The sequence below is a fragment of the Nocardioides mangrovi genome, from assembly GCF_020073815.1.
GTDB lineage: Bacteria > Actinomycetota > Actinomycetes > Propionibacteriales > Nocardioidaceae > Nocardioides > Nocardioides mangrovi.
Genome location: NZ_JAIQZJ010000003.1, coordinates 311726 through 328503, shown reverse-complemented (window position 1 = coordinate 328503; position 16778 = coordinate 311726). Strand labels below are relative to the sequence as shown.

At 73.4% G+C, this 16778-nt stretch carries 18 protein-coding genes; 9 read left to right on the top strand and 9 right to left on the bottom strand.

What is annotated here, in order from left to right:
* Window positions 1-17 precede the first annotated feature (17 nt).
* The 6 genes from K8U61_RS08195 to K8U61_RS08170 all read right to left on the bottom strand — a co-directional run bounded on the left by K8U61_RS08195 (window position 18) and on the right by K8U61_RS08170 (window position 6216).
* A complete protein-coding gene (locus tag K8U61_RS08195) occupies window positions 18-713 on the bottom strand; it encodes a winged helix-turn-helix transcriptional regulator (RefSeq protein ID WP_224122512.1) in 696 nt (231 codons plus the stop codon).
* A gap of 93 nt (window positions 714-806) precedes the next feature.
* On the bottom strand, window positions 807-1607 hold the full coding sequence (locus K8U61_RS08190) for a family 16 glycosylhydrolase (protein ID WP_263426819.1): 801 nt from the start codon (window positions 1605-1607) through the stop codon (window positions 807-809).
* A gap of 91 nt (window positions 1608-1698) precedes the next feature.
* Window positions 1699-1989 carry a cupin domain-containing protein gene (locus K8U61_RS08185; protein WP_224122510.1) on the bottom strand — a complete coding sequence of 97 codons (291 nt, stop codon included), beginning with the start codon at window positions 1987-1989 and terminating at the stop codon, window positions 1699-1701.
* A complete protein-coding gene (locus tag K8U61_RS08180) occupies window positions 1986-3392 on the bottom strand; it encodes an NAD(P)/FAD-dependent oxidoreductase (RefSeq protein WP_224122509.1) in 1407 nt (468 codons plus the stop codon). Before K8U61_RS08180 ends, K8U61_RS08185 begins: the two co-directional genes overlap by 4 nt.
* Window positions 3382-4686 carry an aspartate aminotransferase family protein gene (locus K8U61_RS08175; protein WP_224122508.1) on the bottom strand — a complete coding sequence of 435 codons (1305 nt, stop codon included), beginning with the start codon at window positions 4684-4686 and terminating at the stop codon, window positions 3382-3384. Before K8U61_RS08175 ends, K8U61_RS08180 begins: the two co-directional genes overlap by 11 nt.
* Before the next feature lie 18 nt (window positions 4687-4704).
* Window positions 4705-6216: a CoA-acylating methylmalonate-semialdehyde dehydrogenase gene (locus K8U61_RS08170; RefSeq protein ID WP_224122507.1), complete on the bottom strand. Its 1512-nt coding sequence runs from the start codon at window positions 6214-6216 to the stop codon at window positions 4705-4707.
* An 82-nt stretch (window positions 6217-6298) separates the two neighbouring features.
* Between K8U61_RS08170 and K8U61_RS08165 the strand changes: the two genes are divergently transcribed.
* From K8U61_RS08165 to K8U61_RS08155, 3 genes are all read left to right on the top strand, one after another.
* Window positions 6299-7834, top strand: a complete 1536-nt coding sequence (locus tag K8U61_RS08165) for a PucR family transcriptional regulator (RefSeq protein ID WP_224122506.1) — start codon at window positions 6299-6301, stop codon at window positions 7832-7834.
* 76 nt (window positions 7835-7910) lie between these two features.
* A complete protein-coding gene (locus K8U61_RS08160) occupies window positions 7911-8312 on the top strand; it encodes a response regulator (RefSeq protein WP_224122505.1) in 402 nt (133 codons plus the stop codon).
* 137 nt (window positions 8313-8449) lie between these two features.
* Window positions 8450-8770 (top strand): hypothetical protein, encoded by a 321-nt coding sequence (locus K8U61_RS08155; protein WP_224122504.1) that lies wholly within the window; start codon window positions 8450-8452, stop codon window positions 8768-8770.
* 24 nt (window positions 8771-8794) lie between these two features.
* Here K8U61_RS08155 and K8U61_RS08150 read toward each other — a convergent pair whose 3' ends face one another.
* On the bottom strand, window positions 8795-9169 hold the full coding sequence (locus tag K8U61_RS08150) for a response regulator transcription factor (RefSeq protein WP_224122503.1): 375 nt from the start codon (window positions 9167-9169) through the stop codon (window positions 8795-8797).
* Window positions 9166-10101, bottom strand: coding sequence for a response regulator transcription factor (locus tag K8U61_RS08145; RefSeq protein ID WP_224122502.1), 936 nt, complete (start codon window positions 10099-10101; stop codon window positions 9166-9168). Before K8U61_RS08145 ends, K8U61_RS08150 begins: the two co-directional genes overlap by 4 nt.
* A 101-nt stretch (window positions 10102-10202) precedes the next feature.
* On the opposite strand from K8U61_RS08145, the gene K8U61_RS08140 reads away from it, so the two are divergent.
* Window positions 10203-10424 carry a hypothetical protein gene (locus tag K8U61_RS08140; RefSeq protein WP_224122501.1) on the top strand — a complete coding sequence of 74 codons (222 nt, stop codon included), beginning with the start codon at window positions 10203-10205 and terminating at the stop codon, window positions 10422-10424.
* A gap of 7 nt (window positions 10425-10431) precedes the next feature.
* Here K8U61_RS08140 and K8U61_RS08135 read toward each other — a convergent pair whose 3' ends face one another.
* Window positions 10432-11082 (bottom strand): LysE family translocator, encoded by a 651-nt coding sequence (locus K8U61_RS08135; protein ID WP_224122500.1) that lies wholly within the window; start codon window positions 11080-11082, stop codon window positions 10432-10434.
* A 68-nt stretch (window positions 11083-11150) separates the two neighbouring features.
* Between K8U61_RS08135 and K8U61_RS08130 the strand changes: the two genes are divergently transcribed.
* From K8U61_RS08130 to K8U61_RS08110, 5 genes are all read left to right on the top strand, one after another.
* Complete coding sequence (locus K8U61_RS08130; RefSeq protein ID WP_224122499.1) at window positions 11151-12380, top strand: YibE/F family protein; 1230 nt, start codon at window positions 11151-11153, stop codon at window positions 12378-12380.
* Window positions 12381-12401: 21 nt separating this feature from the next.
* Window positions 12402-13499: a carbohydrate kinase gene (locus K8U61_RS08125; protein ID WP_224122498.1), complete on the top strand. Its 1098-nt coding sequence runs from the start codon at window positions 12402-12404 to the stop codon at window positions 13497-13499.
* Window positions 13496-14425 carry a pseudouridine-5'-phosphate glycosidase gene (locus tag K8U61_RS08120; protein WP_224122497.1) on the top strand — a complete coding sequence of 310 codons (930 nt, stop codon included), beginning with the start codon at window positions 13496-13498 and terminating at the stop codon, window positions 14423-14425. The genes K8U61_RS08125 and K8U61_RS08120 overlap by 4 nt, the downstream gene beginning before the upstream one ends.
* Window positions 14426-14494: 69 nt before the next feature.
* Window positions 14495-15616 (top strand): glycosyltransferase family 4 protein, encoded by a 1122-nt coding sequence (locus K8U61_RS08115; protein WP_224122496.1) that lies wholly within the window; start codon window positions 14495-14497, stop codon window positions 15614-15616.
* The gene (locus K8U61_RS08110; RefSeq protein ID WP_224122495.1) at window positions 15613-16749 is read left to right on the top strand and encodes a glycosyltransferase; all 1137 of its coding nucleotides are present in this window, start codon (window positions 15613-15615) and stop codon (window positions 16747-16749) included. The genes K8U61_RS08115 and K8U61_RS08110 overlap by 4 nt, the downstream gene beginning before the upstream one ends.
* Window positions 16750-16778 lie beyond the last annotated feature (29 nt).

Sequence of the window (16778 nt, the reverse complement as noted above, 5' to 3'; positions counted from 1 at the left end):
GTGTCCAGCCGTGTCGGTCAGCGCACGGCGGCGGGCTCGCGCAGGTCGTGCGGCACGGCGCCCAGCGACATCTGGCCGAGCCAGGTCGGCATCGCGCGGCGTACGTCGGTGGGGGCGTCGACCCGCAGGTCGCCGGCGCGGAGCGCGTCGGACCAGGTGCGGTCGACCCGCCAGAGCCTGACCATCGTCGACAGGGTCGTCTCGACGGTCGCGGTGACCTCGTAGCCGGGGTCGTAGTCGCAGACGTCGGCCTGCTGGTCGGCCACGCAGAGCCACCAGCGCGCGGTCGCGGAGGGCTGGTCGGCGAAGTGGAAGTGCACGACCGTCCGCTGCGCCGGCCACTCCTCCACCGGCACGGTGCGCCGCATGTCCCAGAGCAGCAGGTGGGGGTCGAGGTCGTCCTCGCCGAGGTCGCCGATCCACCGGATGCCCCAGGCGCCGAGGCCCTCGACGACCGGGCGGAGCTCCTCGCCGGCGGCGGTCAGGTGGTAGCTGGTGCGGCCGTCCTCGAGGTCGCGGCGGACGACGCCGGCGCGCTCGAGCGACCGGAGCCGCCGGGACAGCAGGGCGGGTGACATCTTCGGGTTGCCGCGGCGCAGCTCGTTGAAGTGGGTGCTGCCCGCCAGCAGCTCGCGGATCACGAGCAGCGTCCACCGCTCGTCGAGCACCTCCATCGCCTTCGCGACGGGGCAGAACTGGCCGTACTGGGACATGGGTCCAGTAGACCGCCGCCGGGGCGGCGGTCACCACCGCTTAACGGCGCCGGCAGCCGGAGCGGCCGGCGGATCCCCCCGATATGGATGACCTCAGCAGGCCCCGCCGTACGTGCCCTCGTCGAGCTGCGGGGCCTTGGTGGACCGCTGGTTCGGCCGCTCGAGGGTCCAGTAGCGGGCCCAGTCCATCTGCATGCGAGTCCGGTTCATCGTGGCGCCGGGCTCGGCCTGGAGGGTGAAGCGCAGGGCGAAGGACGCGCCGCTCAGCGCGGCGGAGCGACGCTCGGAGCTGACCACCTGTGCGTCGACGAACCACGAGATCCGCTGCTTGGTCACCTCGACGGCGAACGTGTGCCACTGGTCGTCGCGCAGCCCGATCGCGCGCTGGGTGCGGAACTCGCGGTCCGGGGTGTCCCGGACGTAGTGCTGGACGCTGTGTGCCCCGGGCCGGTAGGACTCGAGGGCGACGTTCTGCCCGCCGCAGTGCTGGTCGCGACCGCGACCGGGGACCAGCTGGGTGAGCACCCGGAAGTCGGTGTGCCGGCCCTCGAAGCTGCGCGAGCGCAGCCGGATCTCCCAGCGGCCGGTGCGGTGGCCGGTGACGTTCTCGGTCGCGGTCACCGTGCGGTTGCCGCGGGACTCGAGCTCGAGCATGCCGTGGGTCGTCCGGACCTCGCGGGTGCTGCTGACTCGCCACTGGCGGTGCGACAACCGCTTCTTGAAGGCGTAGTCGTGCTTCGCGACGCCCCACTTGAAGGTGTTGCCGGCGTTGACCGGTCCGGGTGGCTGCGCTGCGGCGGCGGACGGCGCGGCGAGTCCGGCGGTGAGGACGACGGCCGCGGCGAGTCCGACTGCCGGGCGGTGGGTGCGGGGGCGGCGGCGGGTCGAGATCATCGGGAACATCATCGTGGGCGGATACCCACGCTCGCGCGCGGCCGCATCACCGAGATTGGGTAAATCTCGGTGGTCAGACAGCCCCGGGCGGTCAGTGGGCGACGTACACCTTGCGCAGCGGTTCGGTGACGGTCCAGGTGGTGCGCTCGCCCGCGGTGAGCCGAACGGCGACACCGGGCGCGAGGTCCACCACCTCCCCGTCCTCGAAGGCGACCGTCCCGCGGCCGGCGAGGACGACGAAGACCTCGTCGACCTCGGTGTCCTCCTCGGTGCCCGGCCCCATCTCCCAGACGCCGACCTCGGTCTCGCCGAGCTCGGCCAGGACGTGGGTGCGGTCCTCGCCGACCTCGGCGGTGAAGACGTTGGTGACCGCGCGGCTCACGAGTCGAACCCCAGTCCGACGGCGTCGAGGGTCTTGAGGAAGAGGTTGCGCCGGCCCTCGCGGTGGTCCGCGCGGTCCAGCGACCAGCGGGTCGCGTTGATGCCGGCGGCTGCGAACGGCTCGGGCGGGAAGGGCAGCGGCTTGCGCCGCACCATCTCGAGCCGGGTGCGCGGGGTCGAGGCCCCGGAGAGCCGGTCGAGCATCACCTCGGCGGCGAAGCGGGTCGCGCCGACGCCGAGGCCGGTGAAGCCGGCGGCGTACGCGACCCGGCCCCGCGCGGCCAGCCCGTGGAAGGCGACGAACTGGGTCGAGGTGTCGATCGCCCCGGCCCAGCGGTGCGAGAAGCGGATGCCCTCGAGCTGCGGGAAGGCGGCGAGGAAGTGGGAGGCCAGCTTGTGGAAGGTCTCCGGGCGCTCCTCGTACGACGCCTTCACCTTCCGGCCCGCGTGGTAGACGGCGTCGTAGCCGCCCCAGAGGATGCGGTCGTCGGCGGTGAGCCGGGAGTAGTGGAACTGGTTGGCCAGGTCGCCGAGGCCCTGCCGGTTGGCCCAGCCGATCGAGGCCATCTGGGCGGCCGTCAGCGGCTCGGTCATCAGCACGTAGTCGTAGACCGGCACCGTCATCAGCCGGGTCCGGCGCAGCAGCGACGGGAAGACGTTGGTGGCGAGCGCGACCCGGTCGGCGGTCACGGTCCCGCCGGTCGTGCGGACGGCGACGCCGCCGGACTGCGGGTCGATGCCGGTCACCCGGGTGTGCTCGTGGATCTCGACGCCGAGGTCGGCGGCGACGCGGGCGAGCTCGCGCGCGAGCCGGGCCGGATGGACCAGGGCCGAGCCCTCCTTGTCCCACGCACCCGCGAGGAAGAGTGGGCTGTCGATCTCGCCGCGGATGCCGGCCCCGTCGAGGACGTGCTCCTCCTCGGCGAGCCAGGGGACCTGGTGCGGCTCGACCGCGACGGCCAGGGCGCCGGTGCGCTCGAGCTGGCAGTCGAGGCCGAGCTCGCGGACGTCGGCCTCGAGGGCGTCGAGGTTCTCGTGGCCGAGGCGCTCGAGCTCGTCGTACTCCTCGGGCCAGCGGCTGCGGCCGTTCTCCTCCCCGTGGGTCAGGCTGGCCTCGCAGAAGCCGCCGTTGCGGCCCGACGCCGCCCACCCGACGGTGCTGGCCTCGAGCAGGACCACGCGGGCTCCGGGGTTGCGGCGCTTGGCGAGCACCGCGGTCCACAGGCCGCAGTAGCCGCCGCCCACGACGGCGAGGTCGGCGGCGCTGGCTGCGCCCAGGGCGTCGTACGACGTGCCGGGCGCGTCCTCGAGCCAGAAGACGGCGTGCTGCGAGCCCGCGAGCGCAGCCTCGACGACGGCGCTCGCGGGGGCGTGCTGCTCGTAGGCGGTGGGCCTAGCGGACATGCGTGTCGCCGACCTTGAGCGCCTCGTCGAGGATCGCGAGCCCCTCGCGCGCCTCGTCGTCGCTCATCGTGCACGGCGGCACCACGTGGATCCGGTTGGTGTTGGAGAAGGGCAGCAGGCCGGCGGACTTGCTGGCGCCGACGATCTCGTTGAGCGCGCCGGCGGGCATCATCTCGCGGGTCGTCGGGTCGACGACCAGGTCCAGGGCCCAGAAGGCGCCGACGCCGCGGACCTCCCCGACGCAGGCGTGCCGCTCGGCGATCTCGGCCAGTCCGGGCCCGAAGACCTCGCGGCCCAGGCGCTCGGCGTTCTCGACGATCCCCTCGTCGCGCATCGTGTGGATGGTCGCGACCGCCGCGGCGCACGCGAGCGGGTGGCCCGAGTAGGTCAGGCCGCCCGGGTAGGGCGTGTGGTCGAAGACCGCGGCGACCGGGTCGCTGATGATCACGCCGCCGAGGGGGACGTAGCCGGAGTTGACGCCCTTGGCGAAGGTGATGAGGTCCGGGACGACGTCGTACAGGTCGAGCGCGAGCCAGGACCCGGCGCGGCCGAAGCCGGCCATCACCTCGTCCAGGATCATCACGATGCCGTGCTGGTCGCAGAGCTCGCGGACGCCGGCGAGGTAGCCCGGCGGCGGCGCGAAGATGCCGGCAGTGCCGGGGATCGTCTCGAGGATGATCGCGGCGATCGTCTGCGGGCCCTCGGCCTCGATGGTCCGGCGCAGGTGCTGGAGCGCGCGCTCGCACTCCTCCTCCTCGGTGGTCGCGTGGAACTCCGAGCGGTAGAGGAAGGGGCCGAAGAAGTGGACGGTGCCGGTAGTCGCGGTGTCGTTGGCGAAGCGGCGCGGGTCGCCGGTCGCGTTGATCGCGGTCTGGGTGCCGCCGTGGTAGCTGCGGTAGGTGGAGAGCACCTTGAAGCGGCCGGTCTTGATGCGCGCGATCCGGATCGCGTGCTCGTTGGCGTCGGCGCCGCCGTTGGTGAAGAAGACCTTCTCGAAGCCGTCCGGCGCGATGCCGGAGATCAGCTCGGCGGCCTGCGCCCGCTGCTCGTTGGCGAAGGCCGGCGCGATCGTGCAGAGCCGGTCGGCCTGCTCCTTGATCGCCGCGACCACGCGCGGGTGCTGGTGGCCGATGTTGGTGAAGACCAGCTGGCTCGAGAAGTCGAGGTAGCGGCGGTCCTCGTCGTCCCACACGTAGGAGCCGCGCGCGGCCGTGATCACCATCGGGCTGATCTCGGCCTGCGCGGACCAGGAGTGGAAGACGTGCTTGCGGTCCAGCTCGTAGGCGGTGCTCATCTCGTCGTACCTCCGGGATCAGGAGTTCTTGGGGAAGGCCAGCTCGAGGCCACCGGCGGTCGCCGGGTCGGGCCAGCGCGTCGTGACCACCTTGCCCCGGGTGAAGAAGTGCACACCCTCGGCGCCGTGGGCGTGGGTGTCGCCGAAGAGCGAGGCCTTCCAACCGCCGAAGGAGTAGTAGGCCATCGGGACCGGGATCGGTACGTTGACGCCGATCATGCCGACCTGCACGTCGGTCTCGAAGGCGCGGGCGGCGCCGCCGTTGCTGGTGAAGATCGCGGTCCCGTTGCCGTACTTGTTGGCGTTGATCAGGTCGAGCGCCTCGGCGTAGGTCTCGGCGCGCACGACGCTGAGGACGGGGCCGAAGATCTCGTCGGTGTAGATCGACATCTCCGGGGTGACGTGGTCGAAGAGCGTCGGGCCGAGCCAGAAGCCGTCCGCCTCGCCCTTCGCGTCGACGGCGCGGCCGTCGACGACCAGCGTCGCGCCCTCGGCAGCGCCCGCGTCGACGTACGACGCGACCTTGTCGCGGTGCACCTTCGTCACGAGCGGGCCCATGTCTGCCCCGATGTCCTGGGGAGCGTCGGCGCCGTCGCCGATGACGAGGGTGCCGGTGCGCTCGGCGATCTTGGCGACGAGCTCGTCGCCGGTGTCGCCGACCGCCACGACGACCGAGATCGCCATGCAGCGCTCGCCGGCCGAGCCGTAGCCCGCGCTGACGGCGGCGTCGGCGGCCAGGTCGAGGTCGGCGTCGGGGAGGACGACCATGTGGTTCTTGGCGCCGCCGAGGGCCTGGACCCGCTTGCCGGCGCGGCTCGCGCGCTCGTAGACGTACTCCGCGATCGGGGTGGAGCCGACGAAGCTGATCGAGGCGACGTCGGGGTGGTCGAGGAGCCCGTCGACGGCGACCTTGTCGCCGTGCAGCACGGTGAAGACGCCGTCGGGCAGCCCGGCCTCCCGCCAGAGCGCGGCCATCCAGTTGGCGGCGCTCGGGTCCTTCTCACTCGGCTTCAGCACGACCGCGTTGCCGGCGGCGATCGCGACGGGGAAGAACCACATCGGGACCATCGCGGGGAAGTTGAAGGGGCTGATGATGCCGACCACGCCCAGCGGCTGACGGATGCTCTTCACGTCGACGCCGGTCGAGACCTGCGGGGAGTTGCCGCCCTTGAGCAGGTGCGGGATGCCGCACGCGAACTCGACGACCTCCTGGCCGCGGGCGACCTCGCCGAGCGCGTCCGAGTGCACCTTGCCGTGCTCGCTGGTGATGATCCGCGCCAGCTCGTCCTTACGGGAGTTGAGCAGCTCGCGGAAGCGGAAGACGACCTGGGCGCGGGCACTCACCGAGGTGCGGCCCCAGTCGAGGGAGGCCTTCTTGGCCGAGGCGACGGCCGCCTCGATCTCGTCGGGGCCGGCGAAGGCGACCTGTCCGGTCACCCGGCCGGTCGCCGGGTTGGTCACGTCCCCCACGCGCTCGGGGGTGCCGGGGTGTGCCTGTCCGTCGATCCAGTGCGAGATCAGAGTCGTCATGGCTCCCAGCCTGCCGTGCGGTCGGCGCCACGGCGAGGGACGATCTGTCGCACTTCTTCGCTCACGTGGGACAGTACGTCGTATGCCGGTGACCGTCCGCGAGGCCCTCGCGCTGCCCGTCCTCGCCGCGGGGGACCCCGTCGTGCTGAGCGGCGAGGCCGGCCTGGACGCGCTGCTGCGCTGGGTGCACGTCTCCGAGGTCCACGACATCGGGTCGGTGCTCGCCGGCGACGAGCTCGTGCTGACCACCGGGATCGGCATGGCCGCCACCGCGGAGGCCGCCGACGACGTCGTGCGCCAGCTGGTCGAGGTCGGTGCGGCCGGGCTGGTGGTCGAGCTCAGCGCGGCGTACCCCTCGGTGCCGGAGCGGGCGCTGCGCCGCGCCCGGGCCGCCGGGCTGCCGCTGGTCGTGCTCAACCGGAAGGTGCGCTTCGTCGAGGTGACCGAGCAGGTGCACCGCGCGATCGTGGCCGAGCAGTTCGAGGAGGTGCGCTTCGCCGGCGACGTGCACCAGACCTTCACCGAGCTGGGCCTCGACCGGGTGTCGATGGCGCGGCTGGTCGAGGCCGCCGCCGACCTGGCCGGCAGCTCGGTCGTGCTCGAGGACCTCTCCCGCCGGGTGCTGGTCCCCGCCGCCCGCGACGAGCCGGTGGACCGGCTGCTCACCGACTGGGAGCGCCGGTCCCGGCTGACGCCCTTCCCCCGGGTGAGCGAGGTCGGCGGCCCCGAGGGCTGGCTGACCACGCCGGTCGGCATCCAGGGCGGGGCCTGGGGACGGCTGGTCGTGACCGCGCCGCGCGACCGCGCACGGGCCCGGCTGGTCGCCGAGCGCGCCGCCCAGGCCCTCGAGCTCGGCCGGATGATCGAGCGCGACGAGACGTCGATCCAGCTGCGCGTGCACGGCGGCTTCCTGCTCGACCTGCTCGACGGCCGGCTCGGCACCGAGGCCGCGGCTGCCGCCCGCCTGCGCGCGCTCGGCGTGCCCGAGGCGCCGTCGTACGCCGGCGCCGTCGCGCGGCTGCGCTCGGAGGCCCCCGTCGACCGCCTGGTCAGCGCCCTCGGTGGCGTCCCCGGGCTGGTCGGTGTCCTCGACGCGGTGCACGTCGGACTCCTCGTGCCCGCGACCGCCGACCTCGACGCCGTCGCCCGGGCGCTCACGGCCGTCGAGCCCGACGCGGTGCTCGCGGCCGGCCACCCCGTGACCGGCGTGCTCGCCGCGGCCACCTCGCTGCGCTCGGCGCGGGTCGTCGCCGACGTCGCGGCGACGCTGCCGGCGTTCGACGGCTGCGTGCGCCAGGCCGACATCCGGCTGCCCGGGCTGCTGATGTCGTTGCGCGAGGACCCCCGGCTCCAGGAGTTCGCCGAGGCCGAGCTCGGCGCGCTGCTCGAGCACGAGGCGCGGTACGGCGGCGGCCTGGTCGAGCTGTTGCGGCAGTTCCTGGCCGTCGGGGGCAACAAGACCGAGCTGGCCCGGGTCGCGCACCGCAACCGCACCTCGCTCTACCCCGCCCTCAGGCGGCTCGAGGAGCTCGTCGGGCACCCGCTCGACGACCCGGCCTCGCGGCTCTCCCTCGGCGTCGCGCTGCTCGCGCACGACCAGGGCCGGGAGCTGCGGTGACGGGACTCACGGCACCTTCACGGCCGGCCCGGCCCGTCCACACGACTTCCTCACGCCCGGAGGAGACAATCGACCAATGGCAATGATCTTGGTGGCCGACGACGACGAGGACATCCGCGAGCTGGTCGCCGCGATGCTCGAGCGCGTCGGGCACGACGTGGTGACGGTGCCCGACGGGAGCACCGCCCTCGACGAGATCGTGCGGGGCGTCTACGACGTGGTCGTCATCGACAACCTGATGCCCGGGATGACCGGCCTCGAGGTCCTCGTCGCGCTCGCCGCTCGGACCGACGTACGCCGCCCGATCATGCTGATGATCTCCGCGCTCGCGACCCGGGGCGACGTCCGCCGGGGCTACCTCAGCGGCGCCGACGACTTCATCGCCAAGCCGTTCACCCGCGACCAGCTGGTCGACCGGGTGCACCAGCTGATCGACGAGCGGGCGCTCTTCGAGTCCACCCCGCTATTTGACGCCTGACTGCCACTTTCCACGGATTCACAGGTTCTCTACCGGACGAGTGCATTTAGCCGCACAATAGGTACTGCATCGCTCGGCCATCTCGGAGCCGGCGGCGCATTCCGTCCGTCTTCACCGTCGTTCTCCGAGGAGTTCCTGTGTTCGAGGTCGTGCTGCCGATCGAGGCCCGGACCGTGTCCGGTCGCCGCCTGCAGGTCGCGCACTCCGCTGCCGGTCTGAGCCGTGGCCTCGAGTTCGACGAGTACGTCGTGCTCCGGGACGCCACCGACGACCGCCGCTTCCTCGGCCGGGTCGTCGACCTCGAGTTCGACCTCGAGGACACCTACTACTCGGTCCACGTCGACGGCGCCCTCGCCGAGGCCGTGGCCGACCGCTACGTCACCGCCGGCGGCACCCTGGAGACCAACGAGGTCGCCGACCTGCTCCGCCAGCTCGCCGGCGAGCGCGTCGCCGTCTGACGGGCGACCTTCCCGCTCAGCCGCTCAGCTCGTGGCCTCGAGCAGGGCGGTCACGCGCTCGCGGACGTCCTGCGCGCCGAACGGCTTGACCAGGTAGTCGCTGGCCCCGGCCGCGAAGCCCGAGGTCACGTCGTCCTCCGAGCCGCGGGCCGTCAGCAGCAGGATCGGCACCCGGGACGTCTCGGCCTGCGCGCGCAGCCGTCGGGTGACCTCCAGGCCGTCCAGCTCTCCGGGCATCCCCACGTCGAGCAGCACCAGGTCCGGCACCCGGGTGGCGCAGGCCTCGATCGTCGCCGTCCCGGAGCGGGCGATGACGACCTCGTGACCCAGGCGGGTGAGCAGGACCCCGAGCAGGTCGCCCAGCTCGGGCTCGTCGTCGGCGACCACGATCAGGCTCATCGCACCCCGTCCCCCCGGTCGATCTCGGCCACGAGAACCGTCGCCCGGTCCACCAGGTCCGTCATCTGTTCGAGGAAGACCCCCGCATCGGATGGGGTGTCCAGACCACCATCCGCGAGGTCGATCGCCAGCCGCATGGTCGTGAGCACGTTGCTCAGGTCGTGGAGCCGGGCCGACGAACCGCCTGGTGCGCCGCCAGCGGTGGCGTCCGGCCCCGGCGGAGCCGCAGCGGCCGGCACGGACGCACCGGGGTCGGCCACCCACCGGTAGCCGGCCCCGCTCTCGGTGCGGATGTAGACCGGCGCGGTCGCCGGGTCGCCGATCTTCGAGCGCAGCGACCGGATGTGCGCGCGCAGCGCCTGCCGGCTCTCGTCGCCGTACCCCTGCGACCAGCCCTCGGTCAGCAGCTGGCGGTGGGTGAGGAGCACCTGGGGGTTGGAGGTGAAGGCTACCAGCAGCCGCCACTCGGTCGGCGTCAGCAGCACCTCGCTCCCGGCCACCGTGAGCGTGCGGGCGGCGAGGTCGACGACGAGGTCGCCGTACGTGAACGAGGTGGGACCGACGCCCTCGGCCGTCGTCCGCCGCCGGATCGCCCGGAGCCGGGCGCGGAGCTCGGCCAGGCCGAAGGGCTTGGTGAGGAAGTCGTCGGCGCCGGCGTCGAGCGCCTCGACCCGGCTCCTCTCGTCGCTGACCGCCGAGAGCACGAGGACGGGGTGGGTGAACCACGGCCGGACCCGACGCACGATCTCGGTGCCGTGGAGGTCGGGCAGGTGCAGGTCGAGCACCAGGAGGTCGGGCTGGGTGGTGGCGAGGAGCTCGAGCCCCTCGTGACCGGTGTGGGCGACGAGGACCTCGTCGCCCTCGCGCTCCAGCGCCGACCTGATGGCGTGACCGATCTGGTGCTCGTCATCGACGACCAGGACCCGGGACACGTCCACAGGATAGGGAGATCCTCGTCGTGTTCACGACTTCTACACGGACCGGGTGCTCGGCTTCATGCGTGCGTCACGGTGACCACCCGAGACTCCGTGGCATGAACCTCGCCCTCGCCGAGCTCCCCTCCGACGCCGACCGACTCTCCGTGCTGGTCGCCGGCCTCCCGACACTGCAGCGCCGGGTCGTCGAGGGCTACTTCCTCGAGCACTGCGACGTTCGCGAGCTGGCCGGCCGGCAGCAGCTGACGGTCGACGACCTCCATGCCGTCCGCATCCTGGCGCTGCGTGCCCTCCGGGACGGCTTCTTCCCCTTCGCCTGAGCGGCGGCTACTCCGTCGCGACGGCCATCGTCGCGCCGAGGCCGATCATCATCACGCCACCGGCGACACCCAGGCGGTCGAGCCGCTGCGGCCGGCTCGCGAACCAGTCACGGGCGCGGGACGCGGCCAGCGCCCAGACGCTGTCGGAGCAGGCGGCCATCACGCCGAAGACCAGGCCGAGCACCGCGAGCTGCAGCCCGGTGTGGCCGGCCGGCTCGTTGACGAACTGCGGCAGGAACGCCACGAAGAAGACGATCGTCTTCGGGTTGGTCAGCCCGACCGTGAAGCCGATCCGCAGCGAGCGCAGGGCCGAGGCGTGAGCCGCGGCGTCCGGCTCGTCCGGGCCGGCCTCGAGCGCGACCCGGGCGTCGCCGCGGTGCCGGATCGCCTGCACGCCGAGCCAGACGACGTACGCCGCGCCGACGATCTTCAGCACCGTGTAGGCCTCGGCGCTGGCCGCGACCACGGCGCCCAGGCCGACCGCGACCAGGAACACCTGGCTGGTGACGCCCAGCGCGTTGCCGACCACCGAGAGCAGGGCGTCGCGGCGGCCGACGGTCAGGGCCCGGCCGATCGTGAAGAGCAGGCTCGGGCCGGGGACCTGGATGAAGAGGGCGCTGGCGATCGCGAAGGCGAGCCACTGGTTGGTCGTCGGCACCTGCCCATGGTGGGACAAAGGTCGCGGATCCCGCATGGGGTTTCCATGCTTCGGGAAGGATGGGCCCCATGGGGGCCGGCCACTCACACCGCGCGAGTCGGCACGCCGACCGCCTCGAGGTCGCCCGCGGGCCTCGGCTCACCCTGCTGGGTGCCCTCGCGCTGGCCGGGATCGCGACCGTGATCGGGCTGGTCGTCCTCTGGCCGTCCGGCTCCGACGTCGACGCGGTCACCAGCAAGGTCGACTTCGCGGCCCCCGGGGTCACCTTCCCGACCGCCGACGTGAAGGCCGTGCAGCCGGCCTGCAGCGGCGACCAGAGCGGCGGCGGCAGTGGCGGCAGCAGTGGCAGCGACTGCGGCTCGATCCGGGTGACGGTCGCGGAGGGCGCCGGTCAGGGCGACACCGTCACCGTCTCGGTGCCCCCGCAGATCAGCGACTCCGGGCTGACCGTCGGCGACACGGTGGTCGTGCAACGCACGCCCGTGGACGGCGCCGACCCGTCGTACGCCTACTTCGGCACCAGCCGTACGACGCCGCTGCTGGTGCTGCTGGCCGCCTTCGTCGTCGTGGTGGTGGCCGTCGCCCGCTGGCGCGGCGTCTTCGCGCTGGTGGGGGTCGTCTTCAGCGGCGCGGTGCTGTGGTGGTTCGCACTGCCCGCGCTGCTGGTCGGCAGCTCCGGGCTCGCGGTCGGGCTGACCGCCGCCGCGGCGATCCTCTTCGTGGTGCTCTACACGACCCACGGCTTCTCGGTGCGCACCTCGACAGCGCTGGCGGGGACGTTCGCCGGCGTGCTGGTCACCGCGGGGCTCGGCGTCGTCGGCACCCAGGCGACCCGGCTGGTCGGGGTCTCCGACGAGTCCGCCGGGGTGCTCTCGGGCATGGTCGGCCAGCTGGACTTCGCGGGCCTCTTCGCCGCCGCGCTCGTCGTGGCCGGCATCGGCGTCCTGAACGACGTCACGATCACCCAGGCCTCGTCGGTCTGGGAGATCCGCGCGGCCGCGCCGCAGATGACCCGCCGCCAGGTCTTCGCCAGCGGGATGCGGATCGGCCGCGACCACATCGCGTCGACGATCTACACGATCGTCTTCGTCTACGCCGGCACCGCGCTCGCGGTCCTCCTGGTGCTGCGGCTCTACGGCCTGCCCTTCGAGGTGCTCCTGGCCACCGAGGACATCACCCAGGAGGTCGTCCGCACCCTCGCGAGCAGCATCGGACTGGTCCTAGCCGTCCCGCTCACGACCGGGATCGCCGCGCTGGTGGTCCCCGGTGCGTCCGGTCGGGATGACTTGCCTGAATAAAGATGGCTTATGCTGACAAGCATGAGCCTCACCGACCGCGAGCAGGAGGTCGTCGCGCTGCTGCGCCGCGACCCGCTGATCGGGTCGGCCGAGATCGCCCGCGCGCTCGGCACCACCCGCACGGCGGTCAACGTCCACCTCTCCAACCTCGGCAAGAAGGGCGTCATCCTCGGCCGCGGCTACGTCCTCAGCGAGCAGCAGTCGGTGGTCGTCGTCGGCGGCGCCAACATGGACGTCAAGGCCCGCAGCCGCAACGCCGTCGTCGCCGCGACCAGCAACCCGGGCACCGCGTCGATGTCCGCGGGTGGGGTCGGTCGCAACATCGCGGAGAACCTCGCCCGCCTCGGCACCCGCACCCACCTGGTCGCCGCCATCGGCGCCGACGCGCTGGGTGACCAGGTGCTCGCCACCACCTCCGGCGCCGGCGTGCACGTCGAGCACGTACGCCGCTCGGCCCGGTCGACCGGGACCTACACCGCCGTCCTCGACGCCGACGGCGAGCTCGTCGTCGCGGTCGCCGACATGGCCGCCACCGACGAGCTCGACACCGACCACGTCCACGCCGCGCGCGAGCTGCTGGCCGCCGCCTCGCTGGTGGTGCTCGACGGCAACCTGGCCCCCGCCACCCTCGACCTGGCCCTCGACCTGGCCGCCCGCGCGGGCACCCGCGTGGTGCTCGAGCCGGTGAGCGTCCCCAAGGCGGCCGCGCTCGCGCCGCTCCTCGTCGCCGAGCGTCCCGTCTTCGCGGTCACGCCCAACCGTGACGAGCTGGCCGCGCTGACCGGCCTCCCGATCCGCACCGACCGCCACGTGACCCGGGCGGTCGGTGCGCTCCACGACCGAGGTGTCCAGCTCGTCTGGGTCCGCCTCGGCTCCGGCGGCTCGCTGCTCAGCGGGCCCGACGGCGACGTCCTCCTCGACGCCGTCCCCGCCGAGGTCGTCGACGTCACCGGCGCCGGCGACGCGATGCTCGCGGCCTTCTGCCACGCGCTGCTCGACGGGGCCGAGCCGGCCGCCGCCGCGGCGTACGGCCACGCGGCCGCCGCTCTCACCATCGCCAGCCCGCACACCGTTCGGCCCGACCTCACCGACCGACTCGTCAGGAGCACGACCGCATGAGCACCACCCCGCACCCCGCCCTGCAGCTCTCCGGCGAGGTCGCGACCGCGCTGTCCGCGGGCCGGCCGGTCGTCGCGCTGGAGAGCACGATCATCAGCCACGGCATGCCCTACCCGCAGAACGTCGCGATGGCCACCGAGGTCGAGGGCATCGTCCGCGATCACGGCGCGACCCCCGCGACGATCGCGATCCTCGACGGCCGCCTCTGCGTCGGCCTCTCACCCGAGCAGCTCGAGCTGCTCGCCAGCGACGGCAACGTCACCAAGGTCAGCGTCCGCGACCTCCCGTACGTCGTGGCCCGTGGCGCCCACGGCGCGACCACGGTCGCCGCGACGATGCGGATCGCGGCGATGGCCGGGATCCGGGTCTTCGTCACCGGCGGTCTCGGCGGCGTCCACCGCGGCGCCCAGCAGACCTTCGACATCAGCGCCGACCTCACCGAGCTCGGGCAGACCTCGGTCGCGGTGGTCTCGGCGGGTGTGAAGTCGATCCTCGACATCGGTCTCACGCTCGAGACGCTGGAGACCCTCGGCGTCCCGGTGCTGGTCGAGGGCAGCGACGAGTTCCCCTCCTTCTACTCCCGCTCCAGCGGCTTCGGTGCCCCGATGCGCGTCGACGGGGCGGCCGAGATCGCCGCGGTGATGCGCGCCAAGTGGGACCTCGGCATCGAGGGCGGCGTCGTGATCGCCAACCCGATCCCCGCCGCGGACGAGATCCCGGCCGACGAGATCGGCGTGATCATCGACCGCGCGCTGGCCGACATGGACGCGCTCGGCATCCACGGCAAGGACGCGACGCCGTACCTCCTCGGCCGGATCGTGGAGATCACCGGCGGCGCGTCGCTGACGGCGAACATCGCGCTGGTCCGGCACAACGCCCGCCTCGGCGCCGCGATCGCGGGAGAGTACGCCGCCACCCACCCCTGACGCCCGGACTTCGCGAGACACTCGCGGAGGGGTCACCACCCGTTCACGTAGCGACTCCAGCGTGAAGTCATGCGCGTCGCCATCGTGACCGAGTCCTTCCTGCCTCAGGTCAACGGCGTGGCCAACACGGTCCGCCACGTGGTCGAGGAGCTCACCACCGCCGGGCACGAGACGCTCGTCGTCGCCCCCGGCCCGGGGCCCGCCCACCACGAGGGCACTCCCGTCGTCCGGGTCCGCTCCGTCGGGCTGCCCGGCTACAAGGAGTTCCCGCTCGGCCTGCCCGACACCAACCTGGGCCGGAGCCTCGACCGCTTCGGCCCCGACCTGGTGCACCTCGCCTCCCCGATCGCGCTCGGGTACGTCGGCCTCCGGGCCGCCCGACGCCTCGGCCTCCCGACCGTCGCCGTCTACCAGACCGACGTCTCCGGCTTCGCCCGCCAGTACGGCCTCGCCGCGGACGCCGCAGCGCAGGTGCTCGACCGCTGGGTCGGCCGCCTGCACCGGCGTACCGACCGGACGCTCGTGCCCTCCTCCGCCTCGCGCGACCAGCTCGCCGCGCTCGGCGTCTCCGACCTCCACGTGTGGGGCCGGGGCATCAACCTCGACCTCTTCCGCCCTGACCGCCGCGACCCGGTGCTGCACCGGCAGTGGACCGACGAGGCGCGGGTGGCCGTCGGGTACGTCGGCCGGCTCGCCCACGAGAAGCAGGTGCACCGGCTCTCGGTGCTCGCGGACATGCCCGGTGTCCAGCTGGTCGTGATCGGCGACGGCCCGGCCCGCGGCGAGCTCGAGCGGCAGCTGCCGGGCGCGGTCTTCACCGGCCTGCTCCGCGGCGAGGAGCTCGGTAGGGCGTTCGCCAGCCTCGACGTGTTCGTCCACACCGGTGACGCCGAGACGTTCTGCCAGACCGTCCAGGAGGCCCAGGCCAGCGGCGTCCCGGTCGTCGCCCCGGCCGTCGGTGGTCCGGTCGACCTGGTCGAGCACGGGCGCACCGGACTGCTCTACGACCCCACGGACCTGGGGTCCCTCCGCGGCTCCGTCGCGACGCTGCTCGGTGCGCCCGGGCTCCGCCGCGACCTGGCCGCGCGGGCCCGGTCCACCGTGCAGGGACGCAGCTGGGCCGCCGTGGTCGGCGAGCTCACGGACGTGCACTACCGCGCGGTCCTGGGCCGCACCCGGGCGGCCGCGTGACGCAGCCCAGGATCGCCCAGCTGGCCAACTTCGTCGGGCCGACCTCGGGCGGGATGAAGCATGCCGTCAACGCCCTCGGTGCCGGGTACGTCGAGGCCGGGGTCGACCGCGTCCTGGTGGTCCCGGGCTCCCGCGACCTGCGCTACTCGACCGAGCACGGCGACGTCGTCCAGCTCCGGGCGCCGAAGTTCGGCAACGGCTACCGACTGATCGTCGAGCCGTGGCGGGTCGCCGAGGCGCTCGACGCCTTCGCGCCCACCTCGGTCGAGGTGTCCGACAAGCTGACCCTGCTGCCGGTCGCCCGCTGGGCCCGGCGCAACGACGTCCGGTCGGTGCTCTTCTCCCACGAGCGCCTCGACGCGATGCTGGCCCTCCGCACCCGCCGGCCGACCACGTCCGTGGTCTCGATCGGCGCGCTCAACCGGATCCTGGTGCGGCAGTTCGACTCGATCGTGGTCACCTCCCGCTACGCGCTCGGCGAGTTCGCCGCGCCGGCCGCGCGGGTCGGCACCCCGATCCACCAGGTCGCGCTCGGCGTCGACCTCGAGCTCTTCCACCCCGCCGCGCACCGCCCGCCCGCCGGTCCGCTCCGGCTCGCGCTGGTCGGCCGCCTCTCCCGCGAGAAGAGCCCGCACCTCGCGGTCGCGACCGCGGTCGAGCTGCACCGCCGCGGCGTACCCCTCCAGCTCGACGTGTACGGCGACGGCCCGCACCGCGGCGAGCTCGAGCAGCTGGTCGGCTCGGCGCCGGTCGTCTTCCACGGCCACGTCGCGAGCCGTCCGCACCTCGCGGCCCGGATCGCGCGCGCGGACATCGCCCTGTCGGTGTGCCCCGCGGAGACGTTCGGGCTCGCGGTGCTCGAGGCCCTGGCGGCCGGCACGCCGGTGGTGACCGCCGACGAGGGCGGCGCCCGGGAGCTGGTCGACGAGTCCTGCGGCGAGTGGGGCCGGCCCGAGGCCGGCGCGCTCGCCGACGCGGTGCTCCGGCTGGCCGCCCGGCCGCGGGCCTCGACGCGGGAGGCGGCGCGCTACCGCGCCGAGCTCTTCCCGTGGAAGCAGACGGTCGAGGCGATGCTCGCCGTCCACACCGGCGGTCAGACCGCGACCGGCGTCCGGTCCCGCCGACCGGCCTGACGCCGGAACCGCCGCCGTCCGCCTGCTGC

What these genes read in the sequence shown, in the direction of transcription:
- K8U61_RS08115 (WP_224122496.1), top strand. Translation starts at nt 14,495, where the DNA reads ATGCGCGTCGCCATCGTGACCGAGTCCTTCCTGCCTCAGGTCAACGGC.
- K8U61_RS08175 (WP_224122508.1), bottom strand. Translation starts at nt 4,686, where the DNA reads ATGAGCACCGCCTACGAGCTGGACCGCAAGCACGTCTTCCACTCCTGG.
- K8U61_RS08150 (WP_224122503.1), bottom strand. Translation starts at nt 9,169, where the DNA reads ATGAGCCTGATCGTGGTCGCCGACGACGAGCCCGAGCTGGGCGACCTG.
- K8U61_RS08190 (WP_263426819.1), bottom strand. Translation starts at nt 1,607, where the DNA reads ATGATCTCGACCCGCCGCCGCCCCCGCACCCACCGCCCGGCAGTCGGA.
- K8U61_RS08120 (WP_224122497.1), top strand. Translation starts at nt 13,496, where the DNA reads ATGAGCACCACCCCGCACCCCGCCCTGCAGCTCTCCGGCGAGGTCGCG.
- K8U61_RS08160 (WP_224122505.1), top strand. Translation starts at nt 7,911, where the DNA reads ATGGCAATGATCTTGGTGGCCGACGACGACGAGGACATCCGCGAGCTG.
- K8U61_RS08140 (WP_224122501.1), top strand. Translation starts at nt 10,203, where the DNA reads ATGAACCTCGCCCTCGCCGAGCTCCCCTCCGACGCCGACCGACTCTCC.
- K8U61_RS08195 (WP_224122512.1), bottom strand. Translation starts at nt 713, where the DNA reads ATGTCCCAGTACGGCCAGTTCTGCCCCGTCGCGAAGGCGATGGAGGTG.
- K8U61_RS08170 (WP_224122507.1), bottom strand. Translation starts at nt 6,216, where the DNA reads ATGACGACTCTGATCTCGCACTGGATCGACGGACAGGCACACCCCGGC.
- K8U61_RS08180 (WP_224122509.1), bottom strand. Translation starts at nt 3,392, where the DNA reads ATGTCCGCTAGGCCCACCGCCTACGAGCAGCACGCCCCCGCGAGCGCC.
- K8U61_RS08125 (WP_224122498.1), top strand. Translation starts at nt 12,402, where the DNA reads ATGAGCCTCACCGACCGCGAGCAGGAGGTCGTCGCGCTGCTGCGCCGC.
- K8U61_RS08165 (WP_224122506.1), top strand. Translation starts at nt 6,299, where the DNA reads ATGCCGGTGACCGTCCGCGAGGCCCTCGCGCTGCCCGTCCTCGCCGCG.
- K8U61_RS08130 (WP_224122499.1), top strand. Translation starts at nt 11,151, where the DNA reads ATGGGGGCCGGCCACTCACACCGCGCGAGTCGGCACGCCGACCGCCTC.